General features: G+C 69.5%; 11 protein-coding genes. 5 read left to right on the top strand and 6 right to left on the bottom strand.

Going from position 1 to position 14703, the window contains the following annotated elements; all coding sequences use genetic code 11:
• Positions 1-83 precede the first annotated feature (83 nt).
• The gene (locus tag C8D87_RS07475) at positions 84-4232 is read right to left on the bottom strand and encodes a hybrid sensor histidine kinase/response regulator (RefSeq protein WP_109635870.1); all 4149 of its coding nucleotides are present in this window, start codon (positions 4230-4232) and stop codon (positions 84-86) included.
• A 137-nt stretch (positions 4233-4369) separates the two neighbouring features.
• Between C8D87_RS07475 and C8D87_RS07470 the strand changes: the two genes are divergently transcribed.
• Together C8D87_RS07470 and C8D87_RS07465 are read left to right on the top strand one after the other, a co-directional pair.
• Complete coding sequence (locus tag C8D87_RS07470) at positions 4370-5755, top strand: PP2C family protein-serine/threonine phosphatase (protein ID WP_112226016.1); 1386 nt, start codon at positions 4370-4372, stop codon at positions 5753-5755.
• Positions 5756-5827: 72 nt separating this feature from the next.
• Positions 5828-7429, top strand: a complete 1602-nt coding sequence (locus C8D87_RS07465) for a PHP domain-containing protein (protein WP_112226015.1) — start codon at positions 5828-5830, stop codon at positions 7427-7429.
• On the opposite strand, the gene C8D87_RS07460 is transcribed toward C8D87_RS07465, so the two are convergent.
• The gene (locus C8D87_RS07460) at positions 7426-8034 is read right to left on the bottom strand and encodes an alpha-ketoglutarate-dependent dioxygenase AlkB (protein WP_109635878.1); all 609 of its coding nucleotides are present in this window, start codon (positions 8032-8034) and stop codon (positions 7426-7428) included. The genes C8D87_RS07465 and C8D87_RS07460 overlap by 4 nt on opposite strands.
• Positions 8035-8100: 66 nt before the next feature.
• Here C8D87_RS07460 and C8D87_RS45735 point away from each other — a divergent pair, with 66 nt between their 5' ends.
• Entirely contained in the window at positions 8101-8271 is a 171-nt protein-coding gene (locus tag C8D87_RS45735; RefSeq protein WP_170154887.1) for a hypothetical protein, read from the top strand.
• Here C8D87_RS45735 and C8D87_RS07455 read toward each other — a convergent pair.
• Positions 8268-8807, bottom strand: coding sequence for a TetR/AcrR family transcriptional regulator (locus C8D87_RS07455; RefSeq protein ID WP_109635880.1), 540 nt, complete (start codon positions 8805-8807; stop codon positions 8268-8270). The genes C8D87_RS45735 and C8D87_RS07455 overlap by 4 nt on opposite strands.
• Before the next feature lie 49 nt (positions 8808-8856).
• Between C8D87_RS07455 and C8D87_RS07450 the strand changes: the two genes are divergently transcribed.
• Entirely contained in the window at positions 8857-10452 is a 1596-nt protein-coding gene (locus C8D87_RS07450; protein WP_109635883.1) for an AMP-dependent synthetase/ligase, read from the top strand.
• A 47-nt stretch (positions 10453-10499) separates the two neighbouring features.
• Here C8D87_RS07450 and C8D87_RS07445 read toward each other — a convergent pair whose 3' ends face one another.
• Both C8D87_RS07445 and C8D87_RS07440 read right to left on the bottom strand, forming a co-directional pair.
• Complete coding sequence (locus tag C8D87_RS07445) at positions 10500-11231, bottom strand: DUF2382 domain-containing protein (RefSeq protein ID WP_112226013.1); 732 nt, start codon at positions 11229-11231, stop codon at positions 10500-10502.
• Positions 11232-11361: 130 nt separating this feature from the next.
• The gene (locus tag C8D87_RS07440) at positions 11362-12078 is read right to left on the bottom strand and encodes an SDR family oxidoreductase (RefSeq protein WP_109635889.1); all 717 of its coding nucleotides are present in this window, start codon (positions 12076-12078) and stop codon (positions 11362-11364) included.
• Between the two features lie 93 nt (positions 12079-12171).
• Here C8D87_RS07440 and C8D87_RS07435 point away from each other — a divergent pair, with 93 nt between their 5' ends.
• Positions 12172-13035: a LysR family transcriptional regulator gene (locus C8D87_RS07435; RefSeq protein WP_112226012.1), complete on the top strand. Its 864-nt coding sequence runs from the start codon at positions 12172-12174 to the stop codon at positions 13033-13035.
• Here C8D87_RS07435 and ilvD read toward each other — a convergent pair.
• Positions 13012-14691 carry a dihydroxy-acid dehydratase gene (gene ilvD, locus C8D87_RS07430; RefSeq protein WP_109635894.1) on the bottom strand — a complete coding sequence of 560 codons (1680 nt, stop codon included), beginning with the start codon at positions 14689-14691 and terminating at the stop codon, positions 13012-13014. The two genes, C8D87_RS07435 and ilvD, sit on opposite strands and share 24 nt — an antisense overlap.
• Between the last annotated feature and the right edge of the window lie 12 nt (positions 14692-14703).

Raw genomic sequence — 14703 nt, 5'->3', positions numbered from 1 at the left:
TCATCACCGCTTGCTCGGCGGTGCATCGCCCTGTCCGCCTCGGCTTCGCCTCTGCACCCTGCCGGTACCCGGCTCAAGCGTCCTCAGGCTTCTGCGGACACCCCGAGGTAGTAAGCGATCAGCCTGATCAGGTGCTCGGTGTCCACCGGCTTCGTCACGTAGTCGGTCGCGCCCGACGCCAGGGACTTCTCCCGGTCACCCTTCATCGCCTTCGCGGTGACGGCGATGACCGGCAGGTCCGCGTAGCGCTCCATGGCCCGGATGGCGGAGATCGTGGCGTTGCCGTCCAGCTCGGGCATCATGATGTCCATCAGGACGATGGCCACGTCGTCGTACTGTTCCAAAGCACGTACGCCCGTGATGCCGTTGTCGGCGTAGATCGCCTCCAGGCCGTGCAACTCCAACACGCTCGTCAGCGCGAAGACGTTGCGCAGGTCGTCATCGACGACCAGGACCTTTTCGCCGTGGAAGCGGATCGAGCCGGACGCGGCCAGCACCGGGTCGGGGGCCACGATCGGGGTGGGCTCCGGCAGGACCACGGCGTCGGTGGCGACCTTGCCCAGGGGGAGGCAGAGGGTGAACGTCGAGCCGATGCCCGGCTCGGAGCGCACGCGCAGGGCGCCGTTCAGCAGTTGGGCCAGTTCCCGGCTGATGGACAGGCCCAGGCCCGTGCCGCCGTACTTGCGGGACGTGGTGCCGTCGGCCTGTTGGAAGGCTTCGAAGATGACGGCGAGCTTCTCGGCAGGGATGCCGATGCCAGTGTCGTGCACGTCGAAGGCCACTGTGGACGGGTCGTCCATGCGGACGTGCAGGCGGATGCCGCCGTCGTGGGTGAACTTGACGGCGTTGGAGAGCAGGTTGCGCAGGATCTGCTGGAGGCGGTGTTCGTCGGTCCGGAGCGTTTCCGGGACGTTCGGGTCGACGCGGACGGAGAACTCGAGGTTCTTCTCGGCGGTCAGCGGCAAACACAACGTCTCGACGTAGCGGACCAGCTCGTCCACGCGGACCGGGTCCTCGTGCAGGGTCATGTGGCCCGCCTCGACCTTGGTGAGGTCGAGGATGTCGTTGATGAGCTGCAGCAGGTCCGAGCCGGACGAGTGGATCGTGCGGGCGAACTCCACCTGCTTGGCGTTGAGGTTGCCGTCGAGGTTGTCGGCGAGGAGCTTCGCCAGGATCAGGAGGGAGTTCAGCGGGGTCCGCAGCTCGTGGGACATGTTGGCCATGAACTCGGACTTGTACTTCGAGGCCGTCTGGAGCTGGCGGGCGCGGTCTTCGAGCTCCTCGGAGCCGGCGCGGAGCTCGGCGGTGAGGCGCTGGGACTCGACCAGCAGGGCGTCGGTGCGGGAGTTGGCGAGCATCGTGTTGACGTTGACGCCGATGGCCTCTTTGAGCTGGTCCAGGAGGTCGAGGTGGACGTCGGTGAAGACGTTCAGGGAGGCCAGCTCGATCACGCCCAGGGTCTCGCCCTGGAACAGGATCGGCAGGATCACCAGGTTGACCGGGGCGGACTCGCCCAGAGACGACGACACGGTCAGGTAGCCCGGGGGCACCTCGGTGACGAGGATCGTCTTCTTCTCCAGCGCGGACTGGCCGACCAGCGACTCGCCCAGCGCGACACGGGTCGCGCGGGCGGCGTCCAGGCGGAAGCCGTAGGAGGCGGTGAGCTCCAGGGTCTGCTTGGAGTCGTCGTCCTCCTGGATCTGGAAGAACGCGCCGTGGTGGGCGCTGACCAGCGGCGTCAGCTCGCTCATGATCAACGAGGCCAGAGCGCGCAGGTCGCGGTGGCCCTGCATCAGGCCCGACAGGCGGGCCAGGTTGGTCTTGAGCCAGTACTGCTCGCGGTTGGCGCGGGTCGTCTCCTTGAGGTTGGCGATCATCTGGTTGACGTTGTCCTTGAGCTCGGCGAGCTCTCCGGACGCGTCGACGGTGATCTGCCTGGTCAGGTCGCCCGCGGTCACGGCGGTGGCGACGGCGGCGATGGCGCGGACCTGGGTGGTCAGGTTCGAGGCGAGCTGGTTCACGTTGTCGGTCAGCTTCGACCACGTGCCGGCCACGCCGTCGACCTCGGCCTGGCCGCCGAGCTTGCCCTCCGTGCCGACCTCGCGGGCGACACGGGTGACCTCGTCGGCGAAGGACGAGAGCTGGTCGACCATCGTGTTGATCGTGGTCTTGAGCTCCAGGATCTCGCCGCGGGCCGAGACGTCGATCTTCTTCGTCAGGTCGCCCTGCGCGACGGCGGTGGTGACCTGGGCGATGTTGCGGACCTGGTTGGTCAGGTTGTCCGCCATGAAGTTCACCGAGTCGGTGAGGTCCTTCCACGTTCCCGCCACGCCGGACACGCGCGCCTGACCACCGAGGATGCCCTCGGTACCGACCTCGCGGGCGACACGGGTGACCTCGTCACCGAACGCGCGCAGCGTGTCGACCATGCCGTTCAGGGTCTCGGCGAGGGCCGCGACCTCGCCCTTCGCCTCGACGGTGATCTTCTTCGAGAGGTCGCCGTTCGCGACCGCGGTGGCGACGGCGGCGATGTTGCGGACCTGGTTGGTCAGGTTGTCCGCCATCAGGTTGACGTTGTCGGTGAGGTCCTTCCACGTGCCGGCGACGCCCTGCACACGGGCCTGACCGCCCAGGCGGCCGTCGGTGCCGACCTCGCGGGCGACGCGGGTGACCTCCTCCGCGAACGACGAGAGCTGGTCGACCATCGTGTTCAAGGTGGACTTGAGCTCGAGGATCTCGCCGCGCGCGTCGACGGTGATCTTCTGCGACAGGTCGCCGTTGGCCACGGCCGTCGCGACGTGGGCGATGTTGCGGACCTGGTTGGTCAGGTTGTTCGCCATGAAGTTGACGTTGTCGGTCAGGTCGCGCCACGTGCCGGCGACGCCGGGGACCTGGGCCTGGCCGCCGAGGCGGCCCTCGGTGCCGACCTCGCGGGCGACACGCGTCGCCTCGTCGGCGAAGGAGGAGAGCTGGTCGACCATCGTGTTGATCGTGGTCTTCAGCTCGAGGATCTCGCCGCGGGCGTCGATCGTGATCTTCTGGGTCAGGTCGCCGCGCGCGATGGCGGTCGTGACCTGGGCGATGTTGCGTACCTGGGTCGTCAGGTTGTTCGCCATGACGTTCACCGAGTCGGTCAGGTCGCGCCACGTGCCGGCGACGCCCGGCACCTGCGCCTGGCCGCCCAGGCGGCCGTCCGAGCCGACCTCGCGGGCGACACGGGTGACCTCGTCGGCGAAGGACGAGAGCTGGTCGACCATCGTGTTGATCGTGGACTTGAGCTCGAGGATCTCGCCGCGCGCGTCGACGGTGATCTTCTGGGTCAGGTCGCCCTGCGCCACGGCGGTGGTGACCTGGGCGATGTTGCGGACCTGAGTGGTCAGGTTCTCCGCCATGAAGTTGACGTTGTCGGTCAGGTCGCGCCACGTGCCGCCGACGCCGGGCACCTTCGCCTGACCACCGAGCTTGCCGTCCGTGCCGACCTCGCGGGCGACACGGGTGACCTCGTCGGCGAAGGACGACAGCTGGTCGACCATCGTGTTCAGCGTGTTCTTCAGCTCCAGCATCTCGCCGGAGACGTCCACCGTGATCTTCTGGGTCAGGTCGCCGTTGGCCACCGCGGTCGCGACCTGGGCGATGTTGCGGACCTGGTTGGTCAGGTTGTTCGCCATCGAGTTGACGTTGTCGGTCAGGTCGCGCCAGGTACCGGCCACGCCTGGCACCTTCGCCTGACCGCCCAGGCGGCCGTCGGTGCCGACCTCGCGGGCGACACGCGTGACCTCGTCCGCGAAGGACGACAGCTGGTCGACCAGGCCGTTCACGGTCGAACCGAGCGTGGCGAACTCACCACGCAGCGTCTGGTCCGACATGCGCTTGGTGAGATCACCCTCGGCGACGGCGGCGAGCACCCGGCTCAGCTCCGACGTCGGCCGCACCAAGTCCTCCACCAGGCCGTTCACCGAGTCGGCCATCAGCGACCAGCCACCGGCGGTGCCCGCGGGCGCCACCCGTTCGGTGAGCCTGCCCTCCTGGCCGACGGCCTGCCGGACGCGGCCCAGCTCACCGGCCAGCCACTGGTTGCGCTCCGCGATCTCGTTGAACACGTCCGCGAGCGCCGACAACGCCCCGTTTCCCGGCACCACCAACCTGCGGCGGAAGTTGCCGTCACGCAGGTCTCTCATCGCGGCGAGAACCCGTTCGAGGGTTGCGTCCGTCTCTTCGTTGGCCGTGGTCACTCCAAGCCTCCGTGCCTCGGTGGTCGCAGCCAAGCCTGCCACGTTAGGTTGGGAGCGAGGTAACTTGATGCCGCGATGCACGCCAACTACCCGCAGGAGGCCGTGATGATTCGGCCGAGTGCGCTGGACAAAAACGGATGAGCAGCGCCGTGGGCATCGACCTCGACGGCTGGCAGCGCCTGGTGGACGGGCTCCGCGAAGCCGTCTTCGTCGTGGACCCCGCCGGAGTGGTGCGCGTGCGCAACGCCGCGGCCGCCGACCGGTTCCCCCGGCTGTGCCTGGGCGAGCACTTCGACGTGCACGTCGCGGGCCGTCAGCACGACCTCGGCGAGGGCTGGAGCGCCTGGTACTTCACCGACTCCACGCTCGACCACGCCCATCTGCGGCTCGCGAGCGGCAGTTCCCGGCAGGACACGCTGAGGACCATCGTGCAGCTCGCCGCGGAGCTGCTGGGGGAGCACTGCGTCGCCGTCGTGCCGGCCACACGCGACCGTCTGGAGTGGTGGCGCTGTGGCGGTGGCGAACCCACGGTCTCCCGGACGCCGCGCCGGGCCAGCGTGCTGACGGAGGTGCTGACGGGCACCTCGACGCTCACCAGGATCACCTCATTGGGTGAAGGTAGCTGGGGCGTGCCGGACGACTTCGGCTGCGCCCTCGCCGTGCCTCTGGGTGTCGGTGGTGCTCTGGTCGTACTGCGACAGGGTGAATTCGCCCCCAACGACATCGAACGTGTCCGGTTGTTCGGCAAGCACGCGGCCGTGGCGCTCGAGTCCGCGTCGAGACTGACCGAGCAGCAGCGGACGATCGACGTGCTTCGCTCGGCGTTGCTGCCGTTGCCGCTGCCCGAGGTGCGTGGCGTGGCGATGGGGTCGGTGTTCATCCCGGCCCACCAGCGCGCGCTGGTCGGCGGCGACTTCTACGACGTCCACCCGCGCACGGACGGCACGGCGACGTTCGCTCTCGGCGACGTCTGCGGCCACGGCCTGGAGGCGGCGGTCCACAGTGGACGTGTGCGGCAGTCGCTGCAGGCGCTGTCGCTCGTCGAGACGAACCCGGTGCGGCTGCTGCACCTGCTGAACACCTCGTTGCGCGCCACCGGTTCCAAGCTCTTCACCACGATCGTCGTGGGCGAACTGGTGCCGTTGTCGTCAGGGGGAGTGCGGCTCTCGCTCGCCTCCGGCGGGCACCCGGCGCCGTTGATCCTGCGCGCGGACGGCACCGTGCAGGACGTCAGCGCGCCCGGCGCGATCGTCGGCATCCTGTCCGACGTCCGGTTCCACGGCGAGCAGGTGACGCTGGCACCCGGCGACACGCTGGTGGTGTACTCCGACGGCTTCACCGAAGCCCGCGCGCACACCGACCGCACCGAACTGTTCGGCGAGCAGCGGCTGCGGGCCGTGCTGAAGGAGTGCAAGGGCCAGTCGGCCGAGGAGATCTCGCGGCGCTGCGAGGAGGCCGTGCTCAAGTGGCTCGACCGCGACGATCACGACGACCTCGCGCTGCTGGCCGTTCAGGCCGTGTGAACGAATTTCCCGGTACCAAGGTTCATTCGCCGTTCATCGGTGGTGACAGGTTCACCGGTTGAGATCTTGCACATGTCCCACTCACACGATCATCACCACCACGACGTCGAGCCGGTCGAGGGCAGCTGGCTCGACCCCGAGGACGACCGTCCCTCGTCGGTCGAGCGCCGCAAGTTCCTCGCCGGACTGGGCATCGCGGCCGGTGCCGTCGTCGCCGGTTCGGGCACGGCCGAGGCTCACGTCCCGGTCAACCCGTGGGGCGGCGGTGAGCGCTGGTACGCGGGCGACCACCACATCCACACGCAGTACTCCGACGACGGTCAGTATCCGATCGAGCACCAGGTGCGGAAGGCCCGCGAGTTCGGGCTCGACTGGGTCGTGATCACCGACCACGGCGGTCCCGCGCATCAGAAGTTCTCCATCGACCAGGTCGCGCCGGACATCGAACGCGCGCGTCGTGCGCAGCGCGACGTGCTGGTCTACCAGGGCCTCGAGTGGAACATCCCCGGCGCGGAGCACGCCACGGTGTTCCTGCCGCCCGGCAAGCACACCACCGACATCCTCAAGGCGTTCGAGCTCTCCTACGACGGCCGCATCGCCGGCAACACCGAGCCGCTCGCACTGGCGGCGCTGCGGTACCTGGAGGCGCAGGTCCTCTCCGGACGGACCGAGATCGCGCTGATGTTCGCGAACCACCCGGCCCGGCGCGGCCTCGACAGCCCGCACGAGCTGCGCGGCTGGCGGGACGCGGCCCCGTCCGTCGCCGTGGGCATGGAGGGCGCGCCCGGCCATCAGGCGGCGGGCATCTCGAAGGTGGCGGGCGGTCCCGGCAGGGCGCGCGGCTACTACGACCTCGCGGCGCCGCTGGCGGACTCCTTCCCCGGCTACCCGATGGAGTCCTACCGCACGCACGGCGGCTTCGACTGGATGACCGCTCGCGTCGGCGGCCTGTGGGACGCGCTGCTGGCCGAGGGCAGGCCGTGGTGGATCACCGCGAACTCGGACGTCCACCAGGTCCTCGGCGACACGCTGACGCCCGGCAAACAGGACTACGCCACAACGGGTTCGAAGGGCGCGCCGATCGACTCCGGTGTCCGGCAGACCGGCTACGGCGACTTCTTCCCCGGCCAGTACGGCGCGAACGTGGTGGGCGCGCGGTCGAAGTCCTATGTGGACGTCATGCGCGGTCTGCAGTCGGGCAAGGTCGTGACGGTGCACGGCAGGCTGATCGACGGCCTTTCGCTGCGCGTGCGCTCACGTGACGACCTGCGCGGCGTGACGCTGGGCGGGCGGACGTTCGTGCGCCGCGGCGGCGACGTCGAGGTGACGATCGAGATCGACCGCGCCGCCGGGCCGAACTTCTCGGGTGCCACGCCCGTCCTGGCCAAGGTCGACCTGATCTCGGGCCCGGTGACCGGTCCTTCGTCCGACCGCGACCTCTTCGTGGCGCCGGAGACGTCGGTCGTGAAGACGTTCGAGGTGCCGCGGCGGGGCAGGATCCGGTTCACGCACACGTTCGCGGGTGTCGAGCGGGCGTTCTACCTGCGGCTGAGGGGGAGCGACGGCAAGCGCCTGACGTCGTCGGGCGACCCGATGATCGACGAGATCGCGAACTCGGACCCGTGGGCCGATCTCTGGTTCTACGCCAATCCGGTGTTCGTCGACGTGATCTAGCGGACCCCGCGCGGACGGAACTGCACGCTGATCCTCGGTCCTACGGCTTTCGCGGTCTTGGGGACGGCGTGCTCCCACGTCCGCTGGCACGACCCACCCATCACGAGCAGATCGCCGTGCCCCAGCGCGTACTTGTGCGTCTCACCGCCACCACGCGGTCGCAGCAACAACGCCCGCGGTGTGCCCACGGACAGGATCGCGACCATCGTGTCCTCGGTCTGCCCCCGGCCGATCGTGTCGCCGTGCCAGGCCACGCTGTCGCGCCCGTCGCGGTAGTGGCAAAGGCCCGCAGTGGTGAACGGTTCCTTCAGCTCGGGCAAGTAGTAAGAAGAAAGCACGTCACGAGCGGTGGTGAGCACGTCGAACGGCAGCGCGCCGCTGTAGAAGCAGAGCAGGCGCGGCACGTCGACCACGTTGTCGTACATCTGGCGGCGTTCGGCGCGCCACGGCACCTCGGCGACGAGCTGGTCGAAGAGGGCGTCGGCGCCGGCGAGCCAGCCCGGCTGGACGTCGATCCACGCGCCGTGGCCCAGTTCGGTGCGGCGTGGGGCAAGCGGAGCCAGTGCGGGCTCCGCCTCCAGGTCGAACAGTGATCCCTGGCGCATACCAGCAGCATAATCGAACATGTGTTCTATGGCTAACGAACTGCGGTCTGAGGTGATGTTGCAGGTATGACTGGAGATGAAGCGGACGAGTTCGAGATCGTGCAGACCGACGAGGACGTCACCAACGTCGTGCGGGGCAAGGTGTCCGGGACCGTGGTGCAGCTGGGCCGGGTCGACGGCGACCTCTCGTTCGACGGCGGCATCGTCATTCGCGGGCGAGCGCCGAAAGAGGACTAGGGCTTCAGCACGGCCCAGACGGCGTCCGCGATGATCTCGCGGGCCTCGTTCAGGTCGAACACCCCCAGCAGGAACCGGCGCACCGACTCGTGCGCAGGGCCCATCACCACCGGTTCGAGCGCCCACGGCGGCACCGAGCGCACTTCGCCGGAAGCCATGCGGTCGAGGAACCACGACATCACGGGGGCGAACTCCGCCTGCTTGACCGACGGGTCTGCGTGGCCCGGCGCGGCGTACAGGAACCGGGCGCGGCTCGGGTTCGCGGCCACCCAGTCGAGGTAGTGCAACGTCAGGTCGCGCACGGCGGGACAGGCGGGGCGCGAGTCCAGCGCGGGCAGCATCGCGGCGACGCAGCGGGCGTAGCTGTCGGCGTAGAGCTGTGCGAACACGCCCGCGCGGCTGCCGAAGTGGTGGTAGATGCTGCCGTTCGACATGCCGGATCGCTCGGTCAGTGCTGCGATCGTCACGGCGTCCAGGCCGCCCTCTTCGACGAGCTTCAGCGCCGCGTCCAGGAGGGACTGTCTTCGGTCGGCCATGCGGGTTAGAGTACCGCTCTGGAGCGACGCTCCAGAGAAGGGGAGAGCAATGGCGCTGTCGATTCCCGGCCTGCTGCGCGACCGGGTCGCCCGCACGCCCGACGCCGAGGCGATGCGGTACCGCGACCACGGTGGCTGGGCCTCGCTCACGTGGGCGCAGCTGCAGGAACGTGTCGCGAAGCAGGCGTTCGGGCTGCGCGCGAAGGGGCTCGCCAAGGGCGACAGGGTCGCGCTGATGGGCGGCACCAGCATCGAGTGGATCATCACCGACCTCGCGGTGCTCGCCGCCGGTGGCGCCACCACCACGATCTACCCGAACAGCACGAAGGGCGAGGTCGCGCACATCGTCACCGACTCCGGCAGCCGCATGGTGGTCGTCGAGACGGACGAGCACGCGGCACTGATGCCCGACGTCGAGGTGCTGCGGTTCGGTGCCATCCCCGAGGCGGACGGCGACTACGACACGCTCATCGACGAGCTCGGGCCCGACGATCTCGCCACGTTGATCTACACGTCCGGCACGACCGGCACGCCGAAAGGCGTCGAGCTCACTCACAACAACTGGCTGACGACGTCTGAAGCCATTGCGTCCCTTGGCATTCTGCAGCCCACGGACCTGCACTTCCTGTGGCTCCCGCTGTCGCACGCGTTCGGCAAGGTGCTGACGATGGCGATGATCGCCGCGGGCGTGCCGACCGCCGTCGACGGCAGTGTCGAGCGGATCGTGGACAACCTCGGCGAGCTGCGGCCGTCGATCGTGGCCGCCGCACCGCGCATCTTCGAGAAAATCCACGGCCGGATCGTCGCGGGGGCGCGTGAGAAGGGCGGCCTCACCGAGAAGATCTTCACCTGGGCCGACCGCGACCACGGTCCCGCGACGCGCTGGCTCGCGGATCGCCTGGTGTACCGCAAGTTGCGCGAGCGCGTGGGCGGGCGCATCCGGTACTTCGTGTCGGGCTCGGCGCCGCTGGCGGGGGAGATCGCGGAGTTCTTCGAGCGCGCCGGCATCACGATCCTGGAGGGCTACGGGCTCACCGAGTCGTCCGCGGCGACGTTCTTCAACCGGCCGGGCATGATCAGGATCGGCACGGTCGGACCGCCGATCCCAGGCATGGAGGTGAAGATCGCGGAGGACGGCGAGGTCCTGCTCAGGGGGCCCGGCGTCATGCGCGGCTACCACAACCGTCCCGACGCGACCGCCGAGACGCTGGTCGACGGCTGGCTGCACACCGGTGACATCGGCGAGCTCGACGACGCGGGCCGGTTGAAGATCACCGACCGCAAGAAGGAGCTGATCAAGACCTCGGGCGGCAAGTACGTGGCGCCCGCGCCGATCGAGAGCCTGCTCAAGGCCGCGTCGCCGTACATCAGCAACGCGATCGTGCACGGCGACCGCCGCAAGTACTGCGTGGCACTGGTGACGATCGACCCGGACACCGCGTCGGGGCTGTCCGACGCGCGGGCAGAGGTCGAGAACGCGGTGAAGGTCGTCAACGCACAGCTGGCCAGGCACGAGACGATCAAGCGGTTCGCAGTGCTGGAACAGGACTTCAGCGTCGAGGACGGGCTGCTGACCGCGTCGCTGAAGCCGCGCCGGCGCGAGATCGAGAAGCGCTACGCCGACGTGCTGGACAGCTTGTACTAGCGAGCCGCCCACCGGCGGAAGTGGTGGGCGGCTCGCTCGGCGTCACTTCAGCGACGGCCGCGCGGTTCGTCGTCGCGCTCGACCTCGACGCGTTCCTTGCGGACCTCGCCCTTGACGCTCTTCTGCTCGGTGACCGCGTCCTTCTCCAGCCGGACCCGTTCTACGGCCTCCGTGTGCTTGCGCACCACCGGTTCCTCGCGGTGCAGCGTGACCTCCGCCTGTTCGTCGGCGAACGCCCTGCCCGTGCCGCCCTGCGCGGGCTCACGGACCACCCGGACTTCCTCGTGCGTCACCGGCACGGTGACATTGCGCTGTTCGGTGACCGTGTGTTTGACCAGCCGCACCCGGCCTTCCTCGACCTTGCGGGTGCCGACGTCGAGCTTCTCCTCCGAGAGCGTCACCTCGGCCGCGTCACCCCTGCCGCGCCTGCCGTCGAGCCGGTCGTGCTCACCGGTCTTCGCCTTCGGGATCAACCCGTAGTGCCGGCAGAGCGCCTCCTGCTCCTCGTCCGACATGTGGTTGCCCGAGGTGTGCACGCTCGGCGCGTCCTTCACCTGCTCCTTGGCGACGGGGACGGTGATCGCGCCACCCGCCACCTGTCCCTGCTGAATCGGGACGAAGCTCTCCTTCATGCCGAACAGTCCGGTGTGGACCTCGGCCCACATCGGTGTGCCGGTGCCGTCCTCGAGCCACACCTGCTTGACCGAACCGATCTTCTCGCCCTTGTTGTCGATCACGTCGCAGTCGTACAGAGTCTCAACTTGCGTCTGATCGATCATCGCGCTGTCCTTCCGCGTTGGCTGTCGGCTTGCCATCGCGAGGTACCCGCCGCCGCGGGGCCGGTCGCCGGTGCCCTCTGATGAGGTGACCGTGCCCGCACGGCAATTCAGTCGAGTGAGTGACCCTTGTTCACCAGGGGACGACGCCCTCGTCGTCGAAGAACCCGCCGCGCGGGCCGTCGTCCGGGAGGGTGGCGAGCCGGATCGCGATCGCGGCACCCTGCTCGGGTGTCCGCAGACCGGCGAACCCGGTGAAGTCGGTCGCGACGTAGCCGGGGCAGCAGGCGTTCACGATGATGCCGGTGTCAGCGAATGCGCGCGCGTACTGAACCGTGAGGCTGTTGAGCATCGACTTCGACGGCGCATACGCGGCCATGATCGGACCGGTCCGCAGTGCCAGCGAGCCCATGTTGCTCGAGACGTTGACGATGCGGGGCGATGTCGCGCGGCGGAGCAGCGGGAGCAGCGCGTTCGTCACCCGGACGACACCGAGGACGTTCGTGTCGAGGACCGTGCGGACGACGTCGAGATCGAGCGTCGCCGGGTCCTGTGCGCCACCGTCGGTCCGGCCGCCGATGCCCGCGTTGTTGACGAGCACGTCGAGCCGTCCGGTCGTCTGTTCGATGGCGGTTGCTGCCGCGGTGACGCTGTCGTCGGAGGTGACGTCGAGGGCGACTCCGAAGGCGTCGATGCCCGTGGCGCGCAGCCGTTCGACAGCTTCCTTGCACCGGACGTCGTCGCGTGCGCCCACCGCGACCGCGAAACCGAGCGCTCCGAGGCCCTGCGCGATGGCGAAACCGATTCCCTTGTTCGCGCCGGTGACCAGCGCGATCTTCGTGTCCTTCACCTGATCAATGGTCGGCGCGGAGCACCTTCACTGTCCAAGATCGGTTCAGTACGCTCTGATACTCAGCGGGTATCAGAGCGTAGGCTCGGTCCGGTGGCCGATCTCGAGACCCGCGAGCTCAGGTATTTCGTCGCCGTCGCGGAGGAACTGCACTTCGGACGTGCCGCCGACCGGCTCGGGATCGCCCAGCCGCCGCTCTCACGCGCGATTCGCCTGCTGGAGCGCCGGCTCGGGGTCCAGCTCCTGGACCGGGACCGCAGGGGAGCGGCGCTCACCGACGCCGGCCGGGTGCTGCTGCGCGAGGCCAGAGCCGCGCTGGACGCCGTCGCCGCCGCTGAGCGCCGGACGCGCCGGGCCGGTGATCCGAAGCGACCGCTGGTGCTCGTCACGAAGGCGGGGGCGTCCCACGAGCTGCTGCGGCGGCTCCTCGACGCGCTGGCGGGCGAACCCGGTGCGCCACCGGTCGAGGTGCTGCTGTGCGAGGTCGGCGAGCAGGCACACCGGCTGCGCGACGGGCAGGCCGACGTGGCACTCATGCATCGCCCGTACGACGATCTCGCCGGGTTCGACACCGCGGACCTCCGCGTCGAGGGCCAGGTCGTGATCCTGCCGGCGGCGCATCCGCTGGCGGCCCGCGATCAGCTCACGCTGGCGGAGGTCAGCGACGTGCCGGGCCTGCCGATCGCCCGCTGGCCCCGGCTCGACGGGACGTATCCCGACGGGCCGGGGCCGGAGGTCCGCACCCAGTCGCAGCTCGCTCAGCTCGTGGCGCTGGGCAAGTGCCTGCTCGTCATCCCCGCTTCGAGCCGCGCCTGGCAGTGGCCGGAACACGTCGCGGTGCCCGTCGTCGACGCTCCCGACGTCACCACGGTGCTCGCCTGGCAGCGCAGCAGTCACTCCCCGGCGGTCGCCGCACTCGTGCGGTCGGCGGCCCTAGTCGCAGACCGCCCCGCGTGAAGCCGAGCCCACCAGCTTCGCGTACTTGGCGAGCACGCCGCGTTCGTAGCGCGGGGGCAGCGGCGCCCAGCCTTCGCGCCGGCTCTCCAGGTCGGCGTGGACGTCGAGCGTGCCCTCGGCGACGTTCAGCGTGATCTGGTCGCCGTCGCGCACGAACGCGATGGGGCCGCCGTCGACCGCCTCCGGTGCCACGTGGCCGACGCACAGACCCGTGGTGCCGCCGGAGAAGCGGCCGTCGGTGAGCAGCAGGACGTCCTTGCCGAGGCCCGCGCCCTTGATCGCCGCGGTGATGGCGAGCATCTCGCGCATGCCCGGCCCGCCCTTGGGGCCCTCGTAGCGGATCACCACGACGTCGCCCGCGGTGATCGTGCCGTCCTCGAGCGCGTCCATCGCGGCGCGTTCGCGGTCGAACACCCGCGCGGTGCCGGTGAAGACGTCCGAGTCGAAGCCGGCCGACTTGACCACGGCACCTTCCGGCGCCAGCGAGCCCTTCAGGATCGTGATGCCGCCGGTGTGGTGGATGGGCTTGTCGAGAGCTCGCAGGACGAGACCGTCGGGGTCGGGCGGGGCGATGTCGGCGAGGTTCTCGGCGACGGTGCGGCCGGTGACGGTGAGGCAGTCGCCGTGCAGCAGACCGGCGTCCAGCAGCGCCTTCATCACCACGGGCACACCGCCGATGCGGTCGACGTCGGTCATCACGTGCCGCCCGAACGGCTTCACGTCGGCCAGGTGCGGCACGCGCGAGCCGATGCGGCTGAAGTCGTCCAGGGTGAGCTCGACCCCGGCCTCGTGCGCGATCGCGAGCAGGTGCAGCACCGCGTTGGTGGAGCCGCCGAACGCCATCACGACGGCGATCGCGTTCTCGAACGCCTCGCGCGTCATGATCTGCCGCGCGGTGATGCCCTTGCGGAGCATTTCGACCACGGCCTGGCCGGACCTGCGCGCGAACCCGTCCCGCCGCCGGTCGGTGGCCGGGGGAGCGGCACTGCCGGGCAGCGACATGCCCAGCGCTTCGGCCGCGCTGGCCATCGTGTTCGCCGTGTACATGCCGCCGCAGGCGCCCTCGCCGGGGCAGATCGCGCGTTCGATCAGGTCGACGTCCTCGCGGCTCATGAGCCCGCGAGCGCAGGCCCCGACCGCCTCGAAGGCGTCGATGATCGTGACTTCCTTCTCGGTGCCGTCGGTCAGCGTGACCCGGCCCGGCAGGATCGACCCGGCGTAGAGGAACACGCTCGCCAGGTCGAGCCGGGCCGCGGCCATCAGCATGCCGGGCAACGACTTGTCGCACCCGGCCAGCAGCACCGAGCCGTCGAGCCGCTCGGCCTGCATCACCGTCTCGACGCTGTCGGCGATCACCTCCCGCGAGACCAGCGAGAAGTGCATGCCCTCGTGGCCCATCGAGATGCCGTCCGACACCGAGATCGTGCCGAACTCCAGCGGGTACCCGCCCGCCGCGTGCACCCCGTCCTTCGACGCCTTGGCGAGGCGGTCCAGCGACAGGTTGCACGGCGTGATCTCGTTCCACGACGAGGCAACACCGATCTGCGGCTTCTCCCAGTCCTCGTCACCCATGCCGACGGCCCGGAGCATCCCGCGCGCGGCGGTGCGCTCCAGGCCGTCGGTGACGTCCCGGCTGCGTGGCTTCACGTCTGTCATGCGGGCACGTTA

The organism is Lentzea atacamensis (genome assembly GCF_003269295.1).
GTDB classification, from domain to species: Bacteria; Actinomycetota; Actinomycetes; order Mycobacteriales; family Pseudonocardiaceae; genus Lentzea; species Lentzea atacamensis.
Note: the sequence above shows the minus strand (reverse complement) of the source record. Positions and strands in the feature narration are given on the sequence as shown.